General features: G+C 55.5%; 17 protein-coding genes and 1 CRISPR repeat array. Of the genes, 10 read left to right on the forward strand and 7 right to left on the reverse strand.

Going from position 1 to position 22171, the window contains the following annotated elements; genetic code table 11:
• Position 1: 1 nt before the first annotated feature.
• The gene (csy3, locus tag FZF21_RS07505) at positions 2–1000 is read left to right on the forward strand and encodes a type I-F CRISPR-associated protein Csy3 (RefSeq protein ID WP_149120988.1); all 999 of its coding nucleotides are present in this window, start codon (positions 2–4) and stop codon (positions 998–1000) included.
• 9 nt (positions 1001–1009) lie between these two features.
• Positions 1010–1564: a type I-F CRISPR-associated endoribonuclease Cas6/Csy4 gene (gene cas6f / locus FZF21_RS07510; RefSeq protein ID WP_023296214.1), complete on the forward strand. Its 555-nt coding sequence runs from the start codon at positions 1010–1012 to the stop codon at positions 1562–1564.
• A gap of 22 nt (positions 1565–1586) precedes the next feature.
• Here the strand turns inward: cas6f and FZF21_RS07515 are convergent, their stop codons facing one another.
• From FZF21_RS07515 to trxB, 7 genes are all read right to left on the reverse strand, one after another.
• Positions 1587–2060: an RES domain-containing protein gene (locus tag FZF21_RS07515; RefSeq protein ID WP_032647883.1), complete on the reverse strand. Its 474-nt coding sequence runs from the start codon at positions 2058–2060 to the stop codon at positions 1587–1589.
• Positions 2057–2500: an antitoxin Xre/MbcA/ParS toxin-binding domain-containing protein gene (locus FZF21_RS07520; protein WP_023296216.1), complete on the reverse strand. Its 444-nt coding sequence runs from the start codon at positions 2498–2500 to the stop codon at positions 2057–2059. The genes FZF21_RS07515 and FZF21_RS07520 overlap by 4 nt, the downstream gene beginning before the upstream one ends.
• Positions 2501–2738: 238 nt before the next feature.
• A CRISPR array of direct repeats spans positions 2739–3547; the repeat unit is 28 nt; unit sequence GTGCACTGCCGTACAGGCAGCTTAGAAA.
• A 172-nt stretch (positions 3548–3719) separates the two neighbouring features.
• Positions 3720–3938: a translation initiation factor IF-1 gene (gene infA, locus FZF21_RS07525; RefSeq protein WP_002211347.1), complete on the reverse strand. Its 219-nt coding sequence runs from the start codon at positions 3936–3938 to the stop codon at positions 3720–3722.
• A gap of 284 nt (positions 3939–4222) precedes the next feature.
• The gene (gene aat, locus FZF21_RS07530; RefSeq protein WP_047737743.1) at positions 4223–4927 is read right to left on the reverse strand and encodes a leucyl/phenylalanyl-tRNA--protein transferase; all 705 of its coding nucleotides are present in this window, start codon (positions 4925–4927) and stop codon (positions 4223–4225) included.
• A 45-nt stretch (positions 4928–4972) separates the two neighbouring features.
• Positions 4973–6694: a cysteine/glutathione ABC transporter ATP-binding protein/permease CydC gene (gene cydC, locus FZF21_RS07535; protein WP_047737741.1), complete on the reverse strand. Its 1722-nt coding sequence runs from the start codon at positions 6692–6694 to the stop codon at positions 4973–4975.
• Positions 6694–8460, reverse strand: coding sequence for a cysteine/glutathione ABC transporter permease/ATP-binding protein CydD (gene cydD / locus FZF21_RS07540; protein WP_047737738.1), 1767 nt, complete (start codon positions 8458–8460; stop codon positions 6694–6696). Before cydD ends, cydC begins: the two co-directional genes overlap by 1 nt.
• 114 nt (positions 8461–8574) lie before the next feature.
• Positions 8575–9543, reverse strand: coding sequence for a thioredoxin-disulfide reductase (gene trxB, locus FZF21_RS07545; RefSeq protein WP_023324402.1), 969 nt, complete (start codon positions 9541–9543; stop codon positions 8575–8577).
• Between the two features lie 543 nt (positions 9544–10086).
• Here trxB and lrp point away from each other — a divergent pair.
• The 8 genes from lrp to FZF21_RS07585 all read left to right on the forward strand — a co-directional run bounded on the left by lrp (position 10087) and on the right by FZF21_RS07585 (position 22014).
• Positions 10087–10581: a leucine-responsive transcriptional regulator Lrp gene (gene lrp / locus FZF21_RS07550; protein WP_000228469.1), complete on the forward strand. Its 495-nt coding sequence runs from the start codon at positions 10087–10089 to the stop codon at positions 10579–10581.
• 135 nt (positions 10582–10716) lie between these two features.
• Positions 10717–14385 carry a DNA translocase FtsK 4TM domain-containing protein gene (locus FZF21_RS07555; RefSeq protein WP_039271201.1) on the forward strand — a complete coding sequence of 1223 codons (3669 nt, stop codon included), beginning with the start codon at positions 10717–10719 and terminating at the stop codon, positions 14383–14385.
• A 127-nt stretch (positions 14386–14512) separates the two neighbouring features.
• Complete coding sequence (lolA, locus tag FZF21_RS07560) at positions 14513–15127, forward strand: outer membrane lipoprotein chaperone LolA (RefSeq protein ID WP_003858270.1); 615 nt, start codon at positions 14513–14515, stop codon at positions 15125–15127.
• A gap of 9 nt (positions 15128–15136) precedes the next feature.
• Positions 15137–16480, forward strand: a complete 1344-nt coding sequence (rarA, locus tag FZF21_RS07565) for a replication-associated recombination protein RarA (protein WP_023296220.1) — start codon at positions 15137–15139, stop codon at positions 16478–16480.
• A gap of 92 nt (positions 16481–16572) precedes the next feature.
• Positions 16573–17865, forward strand: coding sequence for a serine--tRNA ligase (serS, locus tag FZF21_RS07570; RefSeq protein ID WP_003858266.1), 1293 nt, complete (start codon positions 16573–16575; stop codon positions 17863–17865).
• A gap of 211 nt (positions 17866–18076) precedes the next feature.
• On the forward strand, positions 18077–20521 hold the full coding sequence (gene dmsA / locus FZF21_RS07575) for a dimethylsulfoxide reductase subunit A (protein WP_015570977.1): 2445 nt from the start codon (positions 18077–18079) through the stop codon (positions 20519–20521).
• 10 nt (positions 20522–20531) lie between these two features.
• Positions 20532–21149: a DMSO/selenate family reductase complex B subunit gene (locus FZF21_RS07580; RefSeq protein WP_017384835.1), complete on the forward strand. Its 618-nt coding sequence runs from the start codon at positions 20532–20534 to the stop codon at positions 21147–21149.
• 1 nt (position 21150) lies between these two features.
• On the forward strand, positions 21151–22014 hold the full coding sequence (locus FZF21_RS07585) for a dimethyl sulfoxide reductase anchor subunit family protein (RefSeq protein WP_017693703.1): 864 nt from the start codon (positions 21151–21153) through the stop codon (positions 22012–22014).
• The last annotated feature ends 157 nt before the right edge of the window (positions 22015–22171 follow it).

Below are 22171 nucleotides of genomic sequence, written 5' to 3' on the forward strand. Positions count from 1 at the left end.
TATGGCAAAGGCTCCAACTGCCGTTAAAACGGCATCTGTTCTGGCATTTGAACGTAAACTGGCGACGTCGGATGCGGTGATGTATTCCGGAAGCTGGCAGGGTGAAACCTGGCAACCGATCCGCATTCAGGAAAAAGCGGTGCGTGGCACGATTTCCAACCGCCTGAAGAACGCGCTTACTAACGATCCGGCAAAACTGGATGCCGAGATTCAGAAAGCTAACCTCCAGCGGGTGGATGTGGCTGCGCTGCCCGCAGACACTGACACCTTACAGGTGAAGTTTACCCTACGCGTGCTGGGCAACCTGTCAACACCTTCCGTGTGCAATGACCGCGCCTATCAGGATGCGCTTCAGCAGGTTATTGACGGCTATATCAGTGAACACGGCTTTGCAGAACTGGCGCGCCGCTATGCAACTAACCTGGCGAACGGGCGTTTTTTATGGCGTAACCGCGTCGGCGCTGAAAAAATTATCGTGCGCGTGACGGGCAGTAAAACGTGGACGTTTGATGCTTATTGCTACGCACTGCGAGATTTTTCTGCAAGCGATAAGGATCTTGAAGCGCTGGCGCAGGAAATTGAAAAAGGGCTTAGCGGTGAGGGATTTGTGCTGTTGAACGTAGAGGCACAGGTGTTGCTCGGTGCCGGACAGGAGATCTTCCCGTCGCAGGAGCTGGTTCTTGACAGCAACAGCAGCAAGAGTCGCCTGCTGTATCAGGTTGATAATGTGGCTGGCATGCACTCGCAGAAAATCGGCAATGCGATTCGGACGATCGATACCTGGCATCCAAAGGTGGATGAACTTGGCGCGATAGCCGTTGAACCGTATGGATCGGTCACCAGCCGCGGCGTGGCCTGCCGTCAGCCAAAAGAGAAAATGGACTTCTACACGCTTCTTGATAACTGGGTGACGAAAGGGCAGAAACCCGACGTTGAGCAGCAGCATTATGTGATGGCCGTACTGATCCGTGGCGGTGTCTTCGGCGAGAAGGGCGAGTAAGGAGTGATTATGGATCACTACATTGAGATCCGCGTGCTGCCCGACCCGGAGTTTAGCGAGGAGATGCTAATGGCCGCGCTGATGGCCAAACTTCATCGTGCGCTGGGTCAGCGAGGGAAAGGGGATATTGGCGTTAGCTTCCCTGCGCACGGTATTAAGCCCGGCGCGGTGTTACGCCTGCACGGCGAACACCAGGCGTTAAGCGAACTCGAATCGCTGGCATGGCGAAAAGGTCTGAGCGATTACTGTCTGTGCTCGGCAATTAAAGCCGTGCCAGAGGTATATCACTGGCGATGCGTATCCCGTGTCCAGGTGAAAAGCAGCGCGCCGCGGCTTATGCGTCGTTCGGTAAAAAAAGGTTGGATAACCGAAGAAGAGGCGCAGCAAAGGATACGCACAATGGAGGAAGCGAGGACCGATTTACCCTGGCTCAATTTACGTAGCCTCTCGACGGGCCAGTCTTTCAGGCTTTTTATCCGTCATGGTGAGTTGCTTTCCGCACCTGTGGTTGGCATGTTTTCAACCTACGGACTCAGCGCGACAGCGACAGTTCCCTGGTTCTGATAAATCACAGCCGCATCAGCTTTCAGGGTGCGGTTTTTTCTGCGAGACGGGTATCAAAATTAAAAGGCAGTAACTCAACAGAATTAAGTGCTTTGCGGAATGCCGGATGCAATGGATTAAGTATGGCGTTGTTTTCATAGGGAATGATGCAGGAGGGTAAGATGAGTGCGAGAGCGCTGTTAGCCTGCAACCAACCGGTACCCAGATCCATCGTTGATACCGGCGCCGGATTTTCCTGCCAGTCCTCGGGCAGCCACGCTTTATCCAGGTAATCAATCTGATCATCCGGGATATTAATGCTGAAAAGCTGGTACTGGTTCAGCACGGTGTCTTTTCTGACATGCACCAGAATTTCCAGTGAAGCCAGCGAGATGGAGGTGGAGACATACACGGCAGGATGGCCTTTATGATTCCAGCGTCCGCCATACTGGTTTGCACCACTTCCACTCCATGCTTCGCTGGCAAAACGTCCTGTCACCAGACGATAAAAAATCATGCGAACACTCCGTGCTCCAGTCGACCAATCAAATCGGTAACTTCCAGCGCACCGGTTTCCGTGGCAATCAGATCGACAGGTGCAACATTGCCAAGCCCACGTACCGGTAACTGCAACCAGTTCCATGCCTCTTCTTTACTGCCGAAATAATCGACAGCCGCATCCAGTACCCGAACGAAACGCGCCACACGTTCGCTCTCGTCGGGCGTCAGCGTCCGGCCCGTACTTTTGCGGCGGGCAACGTTACGCTCGTTGATTCCCGTGACGCGTAAAATCTCCGCTTTCGACATGTCCGTCCACTCGTGAATATTGTCGAGGACGCTGACGGGTAATCCTTGATTGAGATATTCAATCAACCGCATGCCTCTACTTGCAGGTAAACCGGCGTAGCGCCACAGCGTGTTATCAGCCGGCCTTTGCGCAGGAACCCATGTTCTCATGATACCTCCTGGATGATGTCATTTGTCATGAGTAAGTATAGCCATTTGTCAGGGGGTATGGAACGGGTGTTTTTTGTTCAGGGTGGGGTAAAAGAAGGATGGGAATTGACCCTGATTTTTGCCCAGAATGTAATGTATTGATTTTTCGGTTAAATATCCTGGAGCGCAAAAAAGGGTTTGAGCAGGGATTTTAGCTTTTTTTGTATGAAAATCATGATGGTGGAGAGGTATTATTTCAGTGCACTGCCGTACAGGCAGCTTAGAAAATTTTCCGGAAGGGGAATAAAATTCTTCTTTTGTGCACTGCCGTACAGGCAGCTTAGAAAATAAGCCTCCTGCTGGGGCTGGCGTTGCCGGTGTGCACTGCCGTACAGGCAGCTTAGAAAGGTGATGTGAGACAGAAATGGGACACACAAAGCGTGCACTGCCGTACAGGCAGCTTAGAAAGGTATATTCAGCCTCCCCCGTCACCACTTCAAGTGCACTGCCGTACAGGCAGCTTAGAAAGTCACCAGATTCCGATGACCAGACGATAATCGGTGCACTGCCGTACAGGCAGCTTAGAAATGGCTCGCCAGCTCGATGGCCTCAAAAGCAAAGTGCACTGCCGTACAGGCAGCTTAGAAAGATGAGCTCGGTTCTATTCCGTATTCGTCAATGTGCACTGCCGTACAGGCAGCTTAGAAACCAATGAACAGCGCAAAGGGCCTGAGCACTGTGTGCACTGCCGTACAGGCAGCTTAGAAATCGACGAAAAGAGGGGTCTACGCGACCCCCAAGTGCACTGCCGTACAGGCAGCTTAGAAATTCGTCGTGCAGCTGGCGCATCTCGCTCTCAAGTGCACTGCCGTACAGGCAGCTTAGAAATGTACCGGCACCAGACCGCTGTTTAGCAGAACGTGCACTGCCGTACAGGCTGCTTAGAAACTGCGCGCGAAGTTTCATTTAAGATGCAAATTGTGCACTGCCGTACAGGCAGCTTAGAAAAAGTCGGCCTGTCCTCCTGCTCCGTAACGCCAGTGCACTGCCTAAGAGGCAGCTTAGAAATCATCGAGTGTAAGGCTGTGTGATTTTATTGTGCGCACCACCGTACAACCAACACAAAACCCGAAACAAAACCCAACCAATCGTTCAAATAATCGACTGTACTAACAAAAAAATAAGGCCGGGAATATCCCGGCCTTATTTAATATTCATCTGCCATTACAGGCGAAAACAATTAGCGACTACGGAAGACAATGCGGCCTTTGCTCAGGTCGTACGGGGTCAGCTCAACAGTCACTTTGTCGCCCGTCAAAATGCGGATATAGTTTTTGCGCATTTTACCGGAGATGTGCGCAGTTACCACGTGACCGTTTTCCAGTTCTACGCGAAACATGGTATTAGGCAACGTATCAAGTACGGTACCCTGCATTTCAATATTGTCTTCTTTGGCCATCTAATCCTCTGGGGTATCACTACCAAGTTTTGAACCGGCAAGATAATGCCGAAATTCCTCAATTAAGTAAAGAATTGCGCGTTTAAAACGCAGCAAAACAGTCTCAGCGTATTGCCCAAGCGTCACGGTACAACCGAACGGAAAGCGCATTCGTAAAGGGGAGACGACAGGATAAACGTAAGGACGTTATCTGAAGCGAGGGTCCCAAACGGCGGCGGGGCAACAGGCAGAAGCTACTCTGCGGCGTAATTATAACACCCTCATAAAAAATATGCGGAAAACATTTAGGCATTGGGTATAAAGAGCGTTCTGGGAACCCAAAAATCGCGTGGTAGGGTCTCCTTTCGGCACTGTTCCAGGTGTTCGATATAGTGTCGGCGGGAGATTTCAACGGCGCCGAGCGAGGCGGTATGCTCATTCAGCACCTGACAATCCATTAACTGTCCTCCACGTCGGGCAAATTCCTGGCTAAAAACCAGCAGCGCGGTTTTCGACGCATTCGTGGAGCGGGAGAACATCGACTCGCCGCAGAACAGCGTACCCTGCGCCACGCCGTACATGCCACCGACGAGGTCGTCGCCGCTCCACACTTCGATCGAATGCGCGTAACCCAGCTCATGAAGCTGGTGGTAGGCGATAATGATATCGCGGGTTATCCAGGTGCCTTCATGACGATCTTCAGCGCAGCCTTCGATAACCTGGCCGAAGGCGTGATTGAGCGTGACGCGAAAGGGGGATTTAGCATGAAAACGCTTCATGCTGCGGCTCAGGTGAAACTGTTTAGGCCACAGCACGGCTCGCGGGTCGGGAGACCACCATAAGATCGGGTCGCCGGGAGAAAACCACGGGAAGATGCCGCGCTGGTAAGCCATTAAGAGCCGTGCTGGGCTAAGATCGCCGCCCAGAGCCAGCAAGCCGTTAGGTTCACGCAGCGCCCCCTCCGGTGAAGGGAACGCAATATTATGGCGAGAAAGCTGCACCAGGCGCATGACAACAGAACTCCAGTACGCGAGAGAGGACGCTACAAATATAGTCTACAGGCGCTGTTTAAACTGGTAGTAGCGACCCTGTTTTGCCAGCAGCTCTGCGTGACTACCTTGCTCAATTATGTGTCCGTTGTCCATCACAATTATCTGATCGAAATTCACCAGCCCGCGCAGACGGTGCGTGACCATCAGTACGGTTTTACCTTTCATCACATTCGCCAGTAAATCAAGGATTTGACTCTCTGTCGTGGCATCCAGTCCTTCTGTCGGCTCATCCAGCAGCATCAGCGGCGCATCGTGCAGCAGCGCACGCGCAATGGCCAGACGACGTAGTTCGCCGCCGGAAAGCTGTCGACCTCCTTCACCCAGCCAGCTGTTCAAGCCGTCGTCTTCAAGCAGCTTGTGCAGCCCAACCTGCTCCAGCATTGCTCGCAGCGTATCGTCGGAGGCGTTTGGCGCCGCGAGAAGAAGATTATCGCGCAGCGTAGCGCTGAACAGATGCACCCGCTGGGGCACGACGCTGACCGTTTTACGCAAGGCCGCTTCGCTAAAACCAGACAGCGGAACGTCGTTAAACCGAATCTCGCCCTGCTGTGGGTCCCACGCGCGCGTGAGAAGTTGCAGAAGTGTCGATTTCCCACATCCCGTACGGCCAAGGATCGCAATGCGCTGCCCGGCATCAACAGAAAGGGTGATGTCTTCCAGCGCGTATTGCGCCTGCTTGTCGTAGGCGAAAGTGACATTGCTGAGCGTCAGCGCGACCTGCTCCGGCACAGCGGTTTGACCCGCGCTGAACTTCACTTCCGGCTCCTGCTCGGCAATATCCGTAATGCGCAGCGCAGAGGCAATCACCTGGCCGAGATGCTGAAAGGCGCCCGTGACCGGGGCTAAGGCTTCAAAGGCTGCCAGGGCGCAGAAAACAAACAGCGCAATCAGCGGGCCAGGCTGCGCGTTACCGCCCACGCCACCGGAGGCCATCCAGAGCATGGCGATTACGGCAATCCCACCAATTAACATCATCAGCGCCTGGGAGAACGCGGTCAGTTCAGACTGGCGACGCTGGGCTTCATGCCAGTTCAGCTCCGTATTTTCCATGCGGGCGCGGTACCGTTTGCTGGCACCAAAAAGGGTGAGCTCGGCCTGTCCCTGCAACCAGGCGGTGAGCTGCTGGCGATATTCCCCTCGCAGGCGCGTCAGGTTTTCCCCGGTGGTTTTACCTGCACGATAAAACAGGGGCGGCAGAATAATCAGCGTCATCAGCATGATGCCGCCGAGCGTCAGTGCGATGGGAACATCCAGGAAACTCAACCCCAGCGTGACCACGACAATCACTACAAACGCGCCCACCATAGGTGAAATGACGCGCAGATAGAGGTGATCCAGCGTATCCACATCTGCGACCACGCGGTTGAGTAATTCGCCCTGTCGAAAACGTGCCAGCCCGGCAGGGGAGAGGGGCAGCAGTTTGCTGAAGGTGTAAATACGCAGGTGTTGCAGCACGCGGAAGGTCGCGTCGTGGCTGACCAGACGTTCGAAGTAGCGTCCGGCAGTTCGCGTAATCGCCGTGCCGCGCACCCCGGCGGCAGGCAGCATGTAGTTAAAGCTGTACAGCCCGGCAAAGCCTGCGGCCGCAGACGCGGAGAGGAACCAGCCGGAAAGCGTAAGCAGACCGATGCTGGCCAGCAGAGTAACGATCGCCAGCACGATCCCGAGCGTCAGCATCCATTTGTGGCGTTTATACAGTGCAAGATACGGAAGCAGGGCGCGCATCAGATATCCTCCTGACGGTTCGCCAGCAGGGTCGCAAACGGCCCCTGCGCGGCAACAAGCGCGGCGTAATCGCCTTGTTCAACAATGTGTCCGTTTTCCATCACCCAGATCTGATCCCAGTCGGCAATACCTTCCAGCAGGTGAGTCACCATCAGGGTGGTTTGCTGGCGTGAGGCTGCGTTAAGCGCATCCATCACGCGCTGCTCGCTGTGAGCGTCCAGGCTGGCCGCAGGTTCGTCCAGCAGCATTAGCGAAGAGGGATTCAGCAGCGCACGGGCGACCGCGACGCGCTGTGCCTGGCCAACTGACAGCCCGGCAGACTGATCGCCAATGACGGTATCGACACCCTGCGCAAGCAGCGGCAGAAACTCGCTGACCCAGGCGCGGTCGAGGACCGATTGCAGCTCATCTTCACGCGCATCCGGGCGTGCCAGCAGCACATTCTCGCGCAGCGTCGGAGCTGGCAGCTGCGGGTTTTGCCCCACCCAACTCAGCTGTTTACGCCAGGCATCAGGATCGAGCTCGCGCAGCTCCGTTTTGTTGATACGCAGCGATCCGGTGTACGCCATAAAACCTGACAGAGCATTCAACAATGAGCTTTTACCTGAGCCGCTGGTACCCACCAGCACCACACGTTGCCCGGCAGGCAGGGTAAAGTTCAGCGGACCGGCCAGCACTTTGCCTTCAGGCGACAGAACAGAAAAATCCTGTGCTTCAATGGTCACCGGATCGTTCGTATTCAGCGTTACCTCACCACGCTCCGGATTCGCCAGCGGCGTTTCCATGAAGGTTTTCAGGCTGTCGGCAGCACCCACCGCCTGCGCTTTGGCATGGTAAAAGGTGCCGAGATCGCGAAGCGGCTGGAAAAATTCCGGGGCCAGGATCAGCGCCAGGAACCCGGCGGAAAGCGTGACCGCCGTACCGTAGTGGCCAAAGTCCAGCGCGCCGAGGTAGGAGAAGCCAAAGTAAACCGCCACCAGCGCAATCGACAGGGAGGTGAAAAATTCGAGCACGCCAGAAGAGAGAAAGGCCATGCGCAACACTTCCATGGTGCGCTGACGGAAATCCTGCGACGCCAGGCGAATGTTTTCGGTTTCCGCTTCACCACGACCGAAGATCCGCAGGGTTTCCATTCCGCGCAGACGGTCCAGGAAATGACCGCTCAACCGACCCAGCGCCAGGAAGTTACGACGGTTAGCATCTGCCGCGCCCATGCCGACCATCGCCATAAACAGCGGGATGAGCGGGGCGGTGCCTAGCAGGATCAACGCCGCCACCCAGTTAACAGGGAAGATGGCGATAACAATCATCAGGGGCACAAACACCGCCAGCGCCATCTGGGGAAGATAACGCGCGTAGTAATCGTGCATATCGTCGATTTGCTCAAGGATCAGCGTCGCCCAGCTGCCGGCTGGCTTACCCTGGATCCACGCAGGTCCGGCTTCCGAAAGCCGATCGAGTACCTTGCGGCGAATCTCATAGCGGATGTGCTGCCCGGCGTGGAACCCAACCCGCTCGCGCAGCCAGACCACCCACGCACGCAGAACGAAAACCAGCACCAGAACGATAAACGGCAACAGCAGCGCTTCGCGCGGGATGTTCTCCATGATCATATGGTTGAGAATGCGGGCCAGCAGCCATGCCTGGGCAACAATCAACAGACCGCTGATGAATCCCAAAACGCGGGAAATCATAAGCCAGCGGCGGGACAGAACGCTTTGCTGTTTCAGCCAGCGGGTTAACTCTTGTTGACGGGTTTTTTCCATTGCGTACTTTGCAGGTGACGTTATAAGAAATTAGACCTCTGCATGTTACACGCGAGCAAAAATAAAGGCGACCAGTGGCCGCCTTTATTTACGTTTGTTACTGACTTGTAAAGATTATTTGCCTTGTTCAGCCAGCCCGTCCAGGTAGCGTTCTGCGTCCAGCGCGGCCATACAACCGGTGCCCGCAGAGGTGATCGCCTGACGATAAATATGGTCCATCACGTCGCCAGCTGCGAAGACACCCGGAACGCTGGTCTGGGTGGCGTTGCCGTGAATGCCAGACTGCACTTTGATGTAGCCGTTCTCCAGCTCCAGCTGGCCTTCAAAGATAGCCGTGTTCGGGCTGTGACCGATTGCCACAAACAGGCCTGCCACTTCCAGCGTTTCGACGTTATCGGTGTTCTGGGTATCACGGATATGCAGTCCCGCCACGCCCATCTGATCGCCAGTCACTTCTTCCAGCGTACGGTTGGTATGCAGCACAATGTTGCCGCTCGCCACTTTGTCCATCAGGCGTTTAATCAGGATCTTCTCCGCGCGGAAGGTGTCGCGACGGTGAATCAGGTGTACTTCTGAGGCAATATTTGCCAGATACAGCGCTTCTTCCACAGCGGTGTTGCCGCCGCCGATAACCGCAACTTTCTGGTTGCGATAGAAGAAACCGTCGCAGGTCGCGCAGGCTGACACGCCGCGGCCTTTGAACGCTTCTTCAGACGGCAGGCCGAGATAGCGGGCAGAGGCGCCGGTGGCGATGATCAGCGCATCGCAGGTGTATTCGCCGCTGTCACCCGTCAGGCGGAACGGACGGTTCTGCAAATCCACTTTATTGATGTGGTCGAACAGGATTTCGGTTTCGAATTTGGCGGCATGCTCGTGCATGCGCTCCATCAGCAGCGGCCCGGTCAGGTCGTTCGGGTCGCCAGGCCAGTTTTCCACTTCCGTGGTGGTGGTCAGCTGACCGCCTTTTTCCATCCCGGTGATCAGTACCGGTTGCAGGTTAGCGCGTGCAGCATAGACCGCTGCGGTATATCCCGCAGGTCCAGAACCAAGGATTAGCAGCTTACTGTGTTTGGTCGTGCCCATGAGATCCCCATTGTTGTTGGCAGGCAATGGGCTGGATTGTAGGGAATTTGTTGCCGTAAAAAAAGAGCAGGAGAGTTTTGCTTCCGATATATGCAATAGACGCGCCCTATGGGTCAGAGGCGGTCACATCACTTCTGCTACTGAAAACCGCGCGTTTATAAGGCAATAAAATGAGGATTAATACCCCTCCGTAATGAATATCCGGCATGTTGTACTAAAAATCGATGTTTTGCTTTGACAATCCCCTGCGCTTTTGCGAAAACATTCAAGGAAGAAAAAAAGACGCACGAACTGCATGCCGCATAGACATGCACGGAAATGCCATTTTTACCGGGTCAGTGAAATCTACGCATGGTGTGGACAGACGCCATACGTGATGTCTGTGACTGCTTTCGGGCAACGGTCTTCTTACCGCAGAACCCGAATCTACATCGCGTCTAATACATAACCAGGCGATGTGATGAATAACGGGTCCAGGCTCTGAACAGTGATGTGCACAGGGTCCAGGCAGGAGTAGGGAAGGAATACAGAGAGACAATAATAATGGTAGATAGCAAGAAGCGCCCTGGCAAAGATCTCGACCGTATCGATCGTAACATTCTTAATGAATTGCAAAAGGATGGGCGTATTTCCAACGTCGAGCTTTCAAAACGTGTGGGACTTTCCCCGACGCCGTGCCTTGAGCGTGTGCGTCGACTGGAAAGACAGGGTTTTATTCAGGGCTATACGGCTCTGCTGAACCCGCATTATCTGGATGCCTCACTTCTGGTATTTGTTGAGATTACTCTGAATCGTGGTGCACCAGATGTGTTTGAGCAATTTAACGCCGCTGTACAAAAACTTGAAGAAATTCAAGAGTGTCATCTGGTTTCCGGTGATTTTGACTACCTGTTGAAAACCCGTGTGCCTGATATGTCCGCCTACCGTAAGCTGCTGGGTGAAACCCTGCTGCGTCTGCCAGGCGTGAACGACACCCGTACTTATGTGGTGATGGAAGAGGTCAAACAGAGCAATCGTCTGGTTATTAAGACGCGCTAACACGGAACAGGTGCAAAATCAGTGTAGTTTGATTACACTCCTGTTAATCCATACAGCAACAGTGCCGGGGAGTCCCGGCGCTGTTGTCCGTTTTAGCACACAGGCAGGACATGCCTGATACCTGGAGAGCCTTTCTTGAGCCAGGAATACACTGAAGACAAAGAAGTCACATTATCTAAGCTAAGCAGCGGACGTCGTCTCCTTGAGGCGTTACTGATTGTTATTGCCCTTTTTGCCGTCTGGCTGATGGCTGCCTTACTCAGTTTCAACCCCTCAGACCCCAGCTGGTCGCAAACCGCATGGCATGAGCCTATCCATAATTTAGGTGGCGTTCCCGGCGCCTGGCTTGCGGACACACTCTTCTTCATTTTCGGTGTGATGGCCTATACCCTTCCCGTCATCATTATTGGCGGATGCTGGTTTGCCTGGCGTCATCGACAGAACGACGACTACATCGATTATTTTGCCGTTTCGCTGCGCCTGATTGGCGCCCTGGCGCTGATCCTCACCTCCTGCGGACTGGCGGCGATCAACGCCGATGACATCTGGTACTTCGCCTCCGGCGGGGTGATTGGCAGCCTGTTGAGCTCCGCGCTGCAACCGATGCTTCACAGCAGCGGCGGCACGCTGGCGCTGCTTTGTATCTGGGCAGCGGGCCTGACGCTGTTTACCGGCTGGTCCTGGGTGAGCATTGCCGAAAAAATCGGCAGCTTTATTCTGACTCTGCTGACGTTTGCCAGCAATCGCACCCGTCGTGATGATACGTGGGTCGATGAAGATGAATATGAAGATGAGTACGAAGAGGAAGACGAGGCACCCGTGCAGCGTCGTGAATCCCGCCGTGCCCGTATTCTGCGCGGTGCTCTGGCGCGCCGCCAGCGCGTTGCTGAAAAATTTGCTAACCCGTTAGGCCGTAAAACGGATGCCGCGCTTTTCTCCGGCAAACGTATGGATGAAGAGGAGCAGATTGAGTATCGCGGCGCGGCCGTCGATCCTGATGATGTGTTGTTCTCTGGTCATCGAGCTACGCCGGGTGAGTATGACGAATACGATCCGCTGTTGCATGGTCATTCCGTGACTGAACCGGTAGCCGCTGCTGCTGCCGCAACGACGGCTGCGCAGGCCCATGTTGCGCCTGTTGAAGCCGTGATGCCGTCCTCGCCTGTTCCGGCACCGGAATCCGCGATCCAGCAACCGCAGGTGGACTGGCAGACTGCGCCAGGCGTCCATACGCCTGAACCGACCATTGCGCCGGAGCCTGAAAGCTATATTCCTGTGCAGCAGGAACAGTGGCAGCAACCGTATCAGACGCCTGAGCCTGCCAGCGAGCCGCAACAGCCGTATCAGGCCTATACGCCCGAACCTGCTGAACCTGAACAGCCATACGTTGCGCCGGTGTCTGAACCCGAAGTGGTGGAGGAAGCGAAGCCATCCCGTCCGCCATTGTACTATTTTGAAGAGGTGGAAGAGCGCCGTGCCCGAGAGCGCGAGCAGCTTGCCGCCTGGTATCAGCCCGTGCCTGAGCCGGTGCAGGAGCCTGTTGTAAAAGCGCCTTCTGCGAGCGTTGCACCTGTAGACCCAGCGCCAGCCGTTGCGTCGAGAGCGGAAACCGTGAAGCAGGCAACGGCAGCCGCTGCCGCGTCCGCTCCGCTATTCAGCCCGGCAACCGATGGTGCGCCACGTCCTCAGGTAAAAGAGGGCATTGGTCCACAATTGCCGCGTCCTAATCGCGTGCGCGTACCGACGCGCCGGGAGCTGGCCTCTTATGGCATTAAACTGCCTTCCCAGCGTATGGCGGAAGAGAAAGCCCGTGAGTCCGACTACGAAGATGATGCCGACGAACTGCATCAGGATGAGCTGGCGCGTCAGTTTGCCGCCCAGCAGACTCAACGCTACGGGAATGAGTACCAACACGATGTTCATTCTCAGCAGGATGAAGATGATGCTGCCGAAGCGGAATTAGCGCGTCAGTTTGCGGCCACGCAACAGCAACGTTATTCCGGTGAGCAGCCTTCGGGGGCAAACCCGTTCTCGCTCTCGGATTTTGAATTTTCACCGATGAAAGATCTGGTGGATGACGGTCCGAGCGAACCGCTGTTCACGCCGAGCGTGATGCCAGAAGCGGAACCGGTGCGTCAGGCGCCAGCGCCGCAGGTTAATGCGCAGCCACAACAGCCAGCGCCGCAGGCTTATGCGCAGCCGCATACACCGTCGGCCCAACCGCCGCAGCCGCAGTTCCAGCAGCCAGCACCACAGCCGCAGGAAAGCCTGATTCACCCGCTGCTGATGCGTAACGGAGACAGCCGTCCGCTGCAACGACCAAGTACGCCGTTGCCGTCGCTGGATCTGTTAACGCCGCCGCCAGCGGAAGTCGAACCGGTGGATACTTTTGCTCTTGAGCAGATGGCCCGTCTGGTGGAAGCGCGTCTGGCTGACTTCCGTATTAAAGCGGACGTGGTGAACTACTCACCTGGCCCGGTGATCACCCGTTTCGAACTGAATCTGGCGCCAGGCGTAAAAGCGGCGCGTATTTCTAACCTCTCCCGTGACCTGGCGCGTTCTCTGTCGACCGTGGCGGTACGCGTGGTGGAAGTGATCCCAGGTAAGCCTTACGTTGGCCTTGAGCTGCCAAACAAGAAACGCCAGACCGTTTATCTGCGTGAAGTTCTGGATAACACCAAATTCCGCGACAACCCGTCCCCTCTGACCGTGGTGTTGGGTAAAGATATCGCTGGCGATCCGGTGGTTGCCGATCTTGCGAAGATGCCGCACCTGCTGGTTGCGGGTACCACCGGCTCCGGTAAATCGGTCGGGGTGAACGCCATGATCCTCAGTATGCTCTACAAAGCGCAGCCTGAAGATGTGCGTTTCATCATGATCGACCCGAAAATGCTTGAACTGTCCGTCTACGAAGGCATTCCGCACCTGTTAACGGAAGTGGTGACCGACATGAAGGACGCCGCCAACGCATTGCGCTGGAGCGTCAATGAAATGGAGCGTCGCTATAAGCTGATGTCTGCGCTGGGCGTGCGTAACCTGGCCGGTTATAACGAGAAAATCGCTGAGGCGGCACGTATGGGCCGTCCGATTCCGGACCCATACTGGAAGCCGGGGGACAGCATGGATACCCAGCATCCGGTGCTGGAAAAACTGCCTTACATCGTGGTGCTGGTGGATGAGTTCGCCGACCTGATGATGACCGTTGGCAAGAAAGTGGAAGAGCTGATTGCGCGTCTGGCGCAGAAAGCGCGTGCGGCGGGCATCCATCTGGTACTGGCAACGCAGCGTCCGTCCGTAGACGTTATCACCGGTCTTATTAAGGCAAACATCCCGACCCGTATCGCGTTTACCGTGTCGAGTAAAATTGACTCGCGTACTATCCTTGACCAGGGCGGTGCAGAGTCGCTGCTGGGGATGGGCGATATGCTCTATTCCGGCCCGAACTCCACCTCGCCGGTGCGCGTACACGGTGCGTTTGTTCGCGACCAGGAAGTGCATGCGGTGGTGCAGGACTGGAAAGCGCGCGGTCGGCCGCAATACGTTGACGGCATCACCTCCGACAGTGAAAGCGAAGGTGGCGGCGGTGGTTTTGACGGCGGCGAAGAGCTGGATCCGTTATTTGACCAGGCGGTTAATTTCGTTACCGAAAAACGTAAGGCGTCCATCTCCGGCGTCCAGCGCCAGTTCCGTATTGGCTACAACCGCGCGGCGCGTATTATCGAGCAGATGGAAGCCCAGGGTATTGTGAGCGAACAGGGGCATAACGGTAACCGTGAGGTGCTGGCGCCACCGCCGTTTGATTAACCTTCAGCGATTGCAAAGAAGGGTAAATCAGCAAAAATTAAGCATATTCTTCTGTCGCCTGCCTTCGGGCAGGTCCAGAATAGAAACGGAACCCCCATATCGGGAAGACGTATTTTAAGGAATAACAATGAAAAAAATCGCCATCGCCTGTGCATTACTCTCCAGTTTTGTTGCCAGCAGCGTCTGGGCTGATGCAGCCAGCGACCTTAAAAGCCGACTGGATAAAGTGAGCAGCTTCCACGCCAGCTTCACGCAAAAAGTGACTGACGGCAGTGGCAACGCGGTGCAGGAAGGTCAGGGGGATTTGTGGGTGAAACGCCCGAATCTCTTCAACTGGCACATGACCCAGCCGGATGAAAGCGTGCTGGTGTCCGACGGGAAAACCTTATGGTTCTACAACCCGTTTGTTGAGCAGGCGACCGCCACCTGGTTGAAAGACGCGACCAGCAATACGCCGTTTATGCTCATTGCCCGTAACCAGTCCAGCGACTGGCAGCAGTACAACATTAAACAAAACGGTGATGAGTTCGTCCTGACGCCAAAAGGCAGCAACGGTAACCTGAAGCAGTTCACCATTAACGTGAGCAGCAACGGTACCATCAATCAGTTCGGTGCGGTTGAGCAGGACGATCAGCGCAGTAGCTATCAGCTTAAGTCTCAGCAAAACGGCGCCGTAGATGCTTCGAAATTCACCTTTACCCCGCCGCAGGGCGTAACGGTGGACGACCAACGTAATAAGTAAGAGGCATGAGTGAGCAACCTGTCGCTCGATTTTTCAGATAATGCGTTTCAACCTCTGGCCGCCCGTATGCGGCCAGAAAATTTAGCGCAGTACATCGGCCAGCAACACCTGCTGGCTGCGGGGAAACCCTTGCCGCGCGCCATAGAGGCGGGGCATCTGCACTCCATGATCCTCTGGGGGCCACCCGGCACCGGCAAAACAACCCTCGCTGAAGTGATCGCCCGCTATGCTAACGCGGACGTTGAGCGCATCTCGGCGGTTACCTCCGGCGTGAAGGAGATTCGTGAGGCGATCGAGCGCGCGCGGCAAAACCGTAATGCCGGGCGCCGCACCATTCTGTTTGTCGATGAAGTCCACCGTTTCAATAAAAGCCAGCAGGATGCGTTTCTGCCGCACATTGAAGACGGCACGATTTTCTTCATCGGCGCAACCACGGAAAACCCGTCGTTTGAACTCAACTCCGCGCTGCTTTCCCGCGCCCGCGTTTACCTGCTTAAATCCCTGACCACAGAGGATATCGAAAAGGTTCTGACGCAGGCGATGGAGGATAAGGCGCGCGGCTACGGCGGGCAGGATATCGTTCTGCCAGACGACACGCGTCGGGCGATTGCGGAACTGGTCAACGGCGATGCGCGCCGCGCGCTGAACACGCTGGAAATGATGGCCGATATGGCCGAAGTGGACGATGCGGGCAAGCGGGTACTGAAACCTGAGTTGCTCACCGAAATAGCCGGTGAACGCAGCGCACGCTTCGATAATAAAGGCGATCGTTTTTACGATCTGATCTCGGCATTACATAAGTCCGTGCGCGGCAGCGCCCCGGATGCGGCGCTCTACTGGTACGCGCGGATCATTACCGCCGGTGGCGATCCGTTATATGTCGCGCGTCGCTGCCTGGCCATCGCGTCAGAAGATGTCGGTAATGCCGATCCACGCGCCATGCAGGTCGCTATTTCCGCCTGGGACTGCTTTACCCGCGTCGGACCCGCGGAAGGTGAGCGTGCCATTGCGCAGGCAATTGTCTATCTGGCCTGCGCGCCGAAAAGTAACGCGGTGTATACCGCCTTCAAAGCGGCGATGTCAGATGCACGTGAACGTCCGGACTACGATGTGCCGGTTCATCTGCGCAATGCGCCAACCAAATTGATGAAAGAGATGGGTTACGGGCAGGAGTATCGCTACGCCCATGATGAACCCAATGCCTACGCCGCCGGGGAAGAGTATTTCCCACAGGAGATGGCACAAACCCGCTATTATCATCCCACAAACAGAGGTCTTGAGGGTAAGATTGGCGAAAAGCTCGCCTGGCTTGCCGGACAGGATCAAAATAGCCCTATAAAACGCTACCGTTAGTTCAATCGTTGCGGTAATGTTGGCAATATATCTCTGTGGCCGCAGGCTGTGGTCACTTTTTCCTTTTTTAATTCGATAAGCACAGGATAAGCATGCTCGATCCCAATCTGCTGCGTAATGAGCCAGACGCAGTCGCTGAAAAACTGGCACGCCGGGGCTTTAAGCTGGATGTAGATAAGCTGCGCGCTCTTGAAGAGCGTCGTAAAGTTTTGCAGGTACAAACTGAAAATCTGCAAGCAGAGCGTAATTCTCGATCGAAATCCATTGGCCAGGCGAAAGCGCGCGGGGAAGATATTGAGCCATTACGCCTGGAAGTGAACAAACTGGGTGAAGAGCTGGATCAGGCGAAAGCTGAACTGGATGTTCTTCAGGCTGAAATTCGTGATATCGCTCTGGCGATCCCGAACATTCCTGACGACAGCGTGCCTGTCGGCAAAGACGAAAACGACAACGTTGAAGTGAAACGCTGGGGCACGCCTCGCGAGTTTGACTTCGAGGTGCGCGATCACGTCACGCTGGGCGAAATGCACGCGGGCCTGGACTTTGCGGCTGCGGTTAAGCTGACGGGTTCTCGCTTTGTGGTCATGAAAGGTCAAATTGCCCATCTGCATCGCGCTCTGGCGCAGTTCATGCTGGATCTGCACACCGAGCAGCACGGCTACAGCGAAACCTACGTTCCGTATCTGGTTAACCACGATACGCTGTACGGTACAGGCCAGCTGCCGAAATTTGCCGGCGATCTGTTCCACACCCGTCCGCTGGACGAGGAAGCAGACAGCAGCAACTACGCACTGATCCCAACCGCGGAAGTGCCGCTGACCAACCTCGTGCGTGATGAGATCATCGACGAAGACGATCTGCCAATCAAACTGACCGCGCACTCTCCATGTTTCCGTTCTGAAGCCGGTTCTTACGGTCGCGATACGCGCGGTCTGATCCGTATGCACCAGTTCGATAAAGTTGAGATGGTGCAGATCGTTCGTCCGGAAGAGTCTATGGACGCGCTGGAAGAGATGACCGGTCATGCTGAGAAAGTGCTGGAGCTGCTGGGCCTGCCGTACCGCCGTATGGCGCTGTGCACCGGCGACATGGGCTTCGGTGCCTGCAAAACCTTCGACCTTGAAGTCTGGGTGCCCGCGCAGAACACCTACCGTGAAATCTCCTCCTGCTCCAACGTCTGGGATTTCCAGGCGCGTCGTATGCAGGCGCGTTGCCGCAGCAAATCTGACAAGAAAACCCGTCTGGTTCATACCCTGAACGGTTCCGGTCTGGCAGTAGGCCGTACGCTGGTTGCTGTGCTGGAAAACTACCAGCAGGCTGACGGACGCATTGAGATCCCGGAAGTGCTGCGCCCTTACATGAAAGGCCAGCAGTTCATCGGCTAATTATTTGCTCTAAGACAAAAAAGCGCCTCAGGGCGCTTTTTTTATGCCTCTGATTTGATACGAAGCAATAACCCCTCCCTCTAAAGTAGTAATACTCCTCCGAACGAAAGTCAGCATAAAACACTGATAACCAAAAATATCGTTATACATAAAACTATATAGCGGTGTATGCCGCCCTTTATTTCTTTGTGAGCAACCAAAGTGAGTCTTTATGAAAATCAAAGCGCCTGAAGCGTTAATGGCTGCCGAGGTCACTCGCCGTGGGTTGATGAAAACCACGGCAATAGGCGGTCTGGCGGTTGCCAGCAGCGCCTTTACGCTCCCTTTTACCCGTCTGGCGTCGGCGGCGGAGGCTCTGTCTCCCGCTTCAGCCCCGGAAAAAGTGGTGTGGAGTGCCTGTACCGTTAACTGTGGTAGCCGTTGTCCTCTGCGTATGCATGTTGTGGACGGTGAAATCAAATATGTCGAAACAGACAATACCGGCGATGATAACTACGAAGGGTTACATCAGGTTCGTGCCTGTCTGCGTGGCCGTTCAATGCGCCGTCGCGTTTATAACCCGGATCGTCTGAAATACCCAATGAAGCGCGTCGGTAAGCGTGGGGAAGGGAAGTTCGAGCGTATTAGCTGGGACGAAGCCTACGATATTATCGCGACTAACATGCAGCGCCTGATCAAAGAGTATGGCAACGAATCCATCTACCTCAACTACGGCACCGGCACGCTGGGCGGTACCATGACCCGCTCCTGGCCGCCGGGTAAAACGTTGGTGGCGCGCCTGATGAACTGCTGCGGCGGCTATCTCAATCATTACGGCGACTACTCTTCCGCACAGATTGCTGCGGGGCTGAACTACACCTACGGCGGCTGGGCAGACGGTAACAGCCCGTCGGATATCGAAAACAGTAAACTGGTGGTGTTGTTCGGTAACAACCCAGGCGAAACCCGGATGAGCGGCGGTGGGGTAACCTATTATCTTGAGCAGGCGCGCGCCAAATCCAACGCACGTATGATCATCGTCGATCCGCGCTATACCGATACCGGCGCGGGACGTGAAGACGAGTGGATCCCTATTCGCCCTGGTACCGATGCGGCGCTGGTCAATGCGCTGGCGTATGTGATGATCACTGAAAACCTCGTCGATCAGCCGTTCCTTGATAAATACTGCGTTGGTTATGACGAGAAGACCCTGCCAGCCAGCGCACCGGCTAACGGGCATTACAAAGCGTACATTCTTGGTCAGGGCAGCGACGGGGTAGCGAAAACCCCTGAGTGGGCATCCACCATTACCGGCATTCCAGTCGAGCGTATTGTTCAGCTGGCCCGTGAAATTGGTTCAGCCAAACCGGCTTATATCAGCCAGGGATGGGGACCACAGCGCCACGCGAACGGCGAAATTGCCACCCGCGCTATTTCTATGCTCTCGATTCTGACTGGCAACGTTGGTATTCACGGCGGTAATAGCGGGGCGCGTGAAGGCTCGTATGAAGTCCCGTTTGAACGTATGCCAACGCTGGATAATCCGGTTCAGACCAGCATCTCCATGTTTATGTGGACGGACGCGATCGAGCGCGGCCCGGAAATGACCGCGCTGCGTGACGGTGTTCGGGGCAAAGATAAGCTGGACGTGCCGATCAAAATGATCTGGAACTACGCCGGTAACTGCCTGATCAACCAGCACTCTGAAATCAACCGCACCCATGAAATTTTGCAGGACGACAAGAAGTGCGAAATGATTGTGGTGATCGACTGCCACATGACCTCATCGGCCAAGTATGCCGATATTCTGCTCCCAGACTGCACTGCGTCTGAGCAGATGGATTTCGCGCTGGACGCCTCCTGCGGCAACATGTCCTATGTGATCTTCACTGACCAGGCCATCAAACCGCGCTTCGAGTGCAAAACCATTTATGAGATGACTTCCGAGCTGGCGAAACGTCTTGGCGTTGAGCAGCAGTTCACTGAAGGACGTACTCAGGAAGGGTGGATGCGCCATCTGCACGAGCTCTCACGCAAAGCCATTCCTGACCTGCCGGACTTCGATACCTTCCGCAAGCAGGGCATGTACAAGCAGCGCGATCCCGAAGGGCATCACGTGGCGTATAAAGCCTTCCGCGACGATCCGCAGGCCAATCCGCTGACCACGCCGTCGGGCAAAATCGAGATCTACTCCGAAGAGCTGGCAAAAATTGCTGCAACGTGGGAATTGCCGGAAGGGGATGTTATCGATCCGCTGCCGATTTATACGCCAGGCTTCGAAAACTACAACGATCCGCTGACGGCGAAATTCCCGCTTCAGTTGACCGGTTTCCACTACAAAGCGCGTGTTCACTCCACCTACGGCAACGTTGACGTACTGAAAGCGGCCTGCCGACAGGAGATGTGGATCAACCCGATGGATGCGAAAGCGCGCGGCATTAGTAATGGCGATCGCGTACGTATCTTCAACGGACGTGGCGAAGTGCATATCGAAGCTAAAGTGACTCCGCGTATGATGCCTGGCGTTGTCGCGCTGGGGGAAGGGGCCTGGTATAACCCGGATGCGAACCGTATCGATCAGGCGGGCTGCATCAACGTTCTCACTACGCAGCGTCCGTCGCCGCTGGCGAAGGGCAACCCATCCCACACAAACCTCGTTCAGGTTGAAAAGGCGTAAGGAGTAACCGATGACAACCCAGTATGGATTTTTTATTGATTCCAGCCGCTGCACCGGGTGCAAAACCTGCGAGCTGGCCTGCAAGGATTACAAAGATCTGACCCCGGACGTTAGCTTCCGTCGTATTTATGAATACGCGGGCGGCGACTGGCAGGAGGACAACGGCGTCTGGCATCAGGATGTCTTCGCCTATTACCTGTCGATTGCCTGCAACCACTGCGAAGATCCGGCCTGCACCAAGGTCTGCCCGAGCGGGGCAATGCACAAGCGCGACGACGGTTTTGTGGTGGTGGACGAGGATGTCTGCATCGGCTGTCGCTACTGCCACATGGCCTGCCCGTACGGCGCGCCGCAGTACAATGCCGCCAAAGGCCACATGACCAAGTGCGACGGCTGCCATAGCCGCGTGGCGGACGGCAAAAAGCCCATCTGCGTCGAATCCTGCCCGCTGCGCGCGCTGGACTTTGGCCCGATTGAAGAGCTGCGCAAAAAACACGGTCAGCTTGCTGCCGTCGCGCCGCTGCCGTCTGCGCACTTCACGAAGCCGAGTATTGTGATTAAACCTAACGCCAACAGCCGTCCGACGGGTGACACCACCGGCTACCTGGCAAACCCGAAGGAGGTGTGAGATGGGAAGTGGATGGCATGAATGGCCGCTGATGATCTTCACGGTCTTTGGGCAGTGCGTGGCGGGCGGGTTTATCGTCCTTGCGCTGGCGCTGTTAAAAGGGAACCTCAATGCTGAACAGCAGCAGCGTTTGGTGTTAAGCATGTTTGGCCTGTGGGTGTTGATGGGCATTGGGTTTATCGCCTCTACGCTGCACCTGGGCTCACCGATGCGCGCGTTTAACTCCCTGAACCGCGTAGGTGCCTCTTCGCTGAGTAACGAGATTGCCAGCGGGGCAATCTTCTTTGCCGTTGGCGGGCTGGGGTGGTTACTGGCAGCGGTGAAAAAGCTGCCGTCAGGGTTACGCGCGTTGTGGCTCATCGTCACCATGGTACTGGGCGTTGTCTTCGTCTGGATGATGGTCCGGGTGTACAACACTATCGATACCGTTCCGACCTGGTACAGCGTCTGGACGCCGATGAGCTTCTTCCTGACCATGTTTATTGGCGGGCCGCTGCTGGGTTATCTGCTGCTGCGTGTGGCTGGCATTAATGGTTGGGCGATGCGCCTGCTGCCCGCGGTCTCGCTGCTGGCGCTGGTAATCAGTACCGTTGTCGCGCTCATGCAGGGAGCGGAGCTGGCGACCATTCACAGCTCTATCCAGCAGGCTTCGGCGCTGGTGCCGGATTACGGTTCGCTGATGGCCTGGCGTGTGGTGCTGCTGACGGCGGCGCTGGTGTGCTGGATTGCCCCTCAGCTTAAAGGTTACTCGCCTGCGCTGCCGTTGCTGTCCCTGGCCTTTGTGCTGGTGCTGGCAGGGGAGTTAATTGGTCGCGGCGTATTTTACGGTCTGCATATGACGGTCGGTATGGCTATCGCCAGCTAATTTTAGATTTTGTTATAAAAAGCCGGGACATAGCGCCCGGCTTTTCTTTTTTCATTCATGAAATTTTTCGACTGATGTTTCGTTGTAAAAATTCCCGGAAATAAATAAAAACAAATAGATAATTAATATCAGTAACAGGCTTTGCATTAGCAGGATG

It is taken from the genome of Enterobacter sp. LU1 (assembly GCF_008271405.2).
GTDB lineage: Bacteria > Pseudomonadota > Gammaproteobacteria > Enterobacterales > Enterobacteriaceae > Enterobacter > Enterobacter hormaechei_C.

What these genes read in the sequence shown, in the direction of transcription:
- aat (WP_047737743.1), bottom strand. Translation starts at nt 4,927, where the DNA reads ATGCGCCTGGTGCAGCTTTCTCGCCATAATATTGCGTTCCCTTCACCG.
- lolA (WP_003858270.1), top strand. Translation starts at nt 14,513, where the DNA reads ATGAAAAAAATCGCCATCGCCTGTGCATTACTCTCCAGTTTTGTTGCC.
- serS (WP_003858266.1), top strand. Translation starts at nt 16,573, where the DNA reads ATGCTCGATCCCAATCTGCTGCGTAATGAGCCAGACGCAGTCGCTGAA.
- infA (WP_002211347.1), bottom strand. Translation starts at nt 3,938, where the DNA reads ATGGCCAAAGAAGACAATATTGAAATGCAGGGTACCGTACTTGATACG.
- FZF21_RS07580 (WP_017384835.1), top strand. Translation starts at nt 20,532, where the DNA reads ATGACAACCCAGTATGGATTTTTTATTGATTCCAGCCGCTGCACCGGG.
- lrp (WP_000228469.1), top strand. Translation starts at nt 10,087, where the DNA reads ATGGTAGATAGCAAGAAGCGCCCTGGCAAAGATCTCGACCGTATCGAT.
- FZF21_RS07520 (WP_023296216.1), bottom strand. Translation starts at nt 2,500, where the DNA reads ATGAGAACATGGGTTCCTGCGCAAAGGCCGGCTGATAACACGCTGTGG.
- cydC (WP_047737741.1), bottom strand. Translation starts at nt 6,694, where the DNA reads ATGCGCGCCCTGCTTCCGTATCTTGCACTGTATAAACGCCACAAATGG.
- cydD (WP_047737738.1), bottom strand. Translation starts at nt 8,460, where the DNA reads ATGGAAAAAACCCGTCAACAAGAGTTAACCCGCTGGCTGAAACAGCAA.
- csy3 (WP_149120988.1), top strand. Translation starts at nt 2, where the DNA reads ATGGCAAAGGCTCCAACTGCCGTTAAAACGGCATCTGTTCTGGCATTT.
- FZF21_RS07515 (WP_032647883.1), bottom strand. Translation starts at nt 2,060, where the DNA reads ATGATTTTTTATCGTCTGGTGACAGGACGTTTTGCCAGCGAAGCATGG.
- FZF21_RS07585 (WP_017693703.1), top strand. Translation starts at nt 21,151, where the DNA reads ATGGGAAGTGGATGGCATGAATGGCCGCTGATGATCTTCACGGTCTTT.
- dmsA (WP_015570977.1), top strand. Translation starts at nt 18,077, where the DNA reads ATGAAAATCAAAGCGCCTGAAGCGTTAATGGCTGCCGAGGTCACTCGC.
- trxB (WP_023324402.1), bottom strand. Translation starts at nt 9,543, where the DNA reads ATGGGCACGACCAAACACAGTAAGCTGCTAATCCTTGGTTCTGGACCT.
- cas6f (WP_023296214.1), top strand. Translation starts at nt 1,010, where the DNA reads ATGGATCACTACATTGAGATCCGCGTGCTGCCCGACCCGGAGTTTAGC.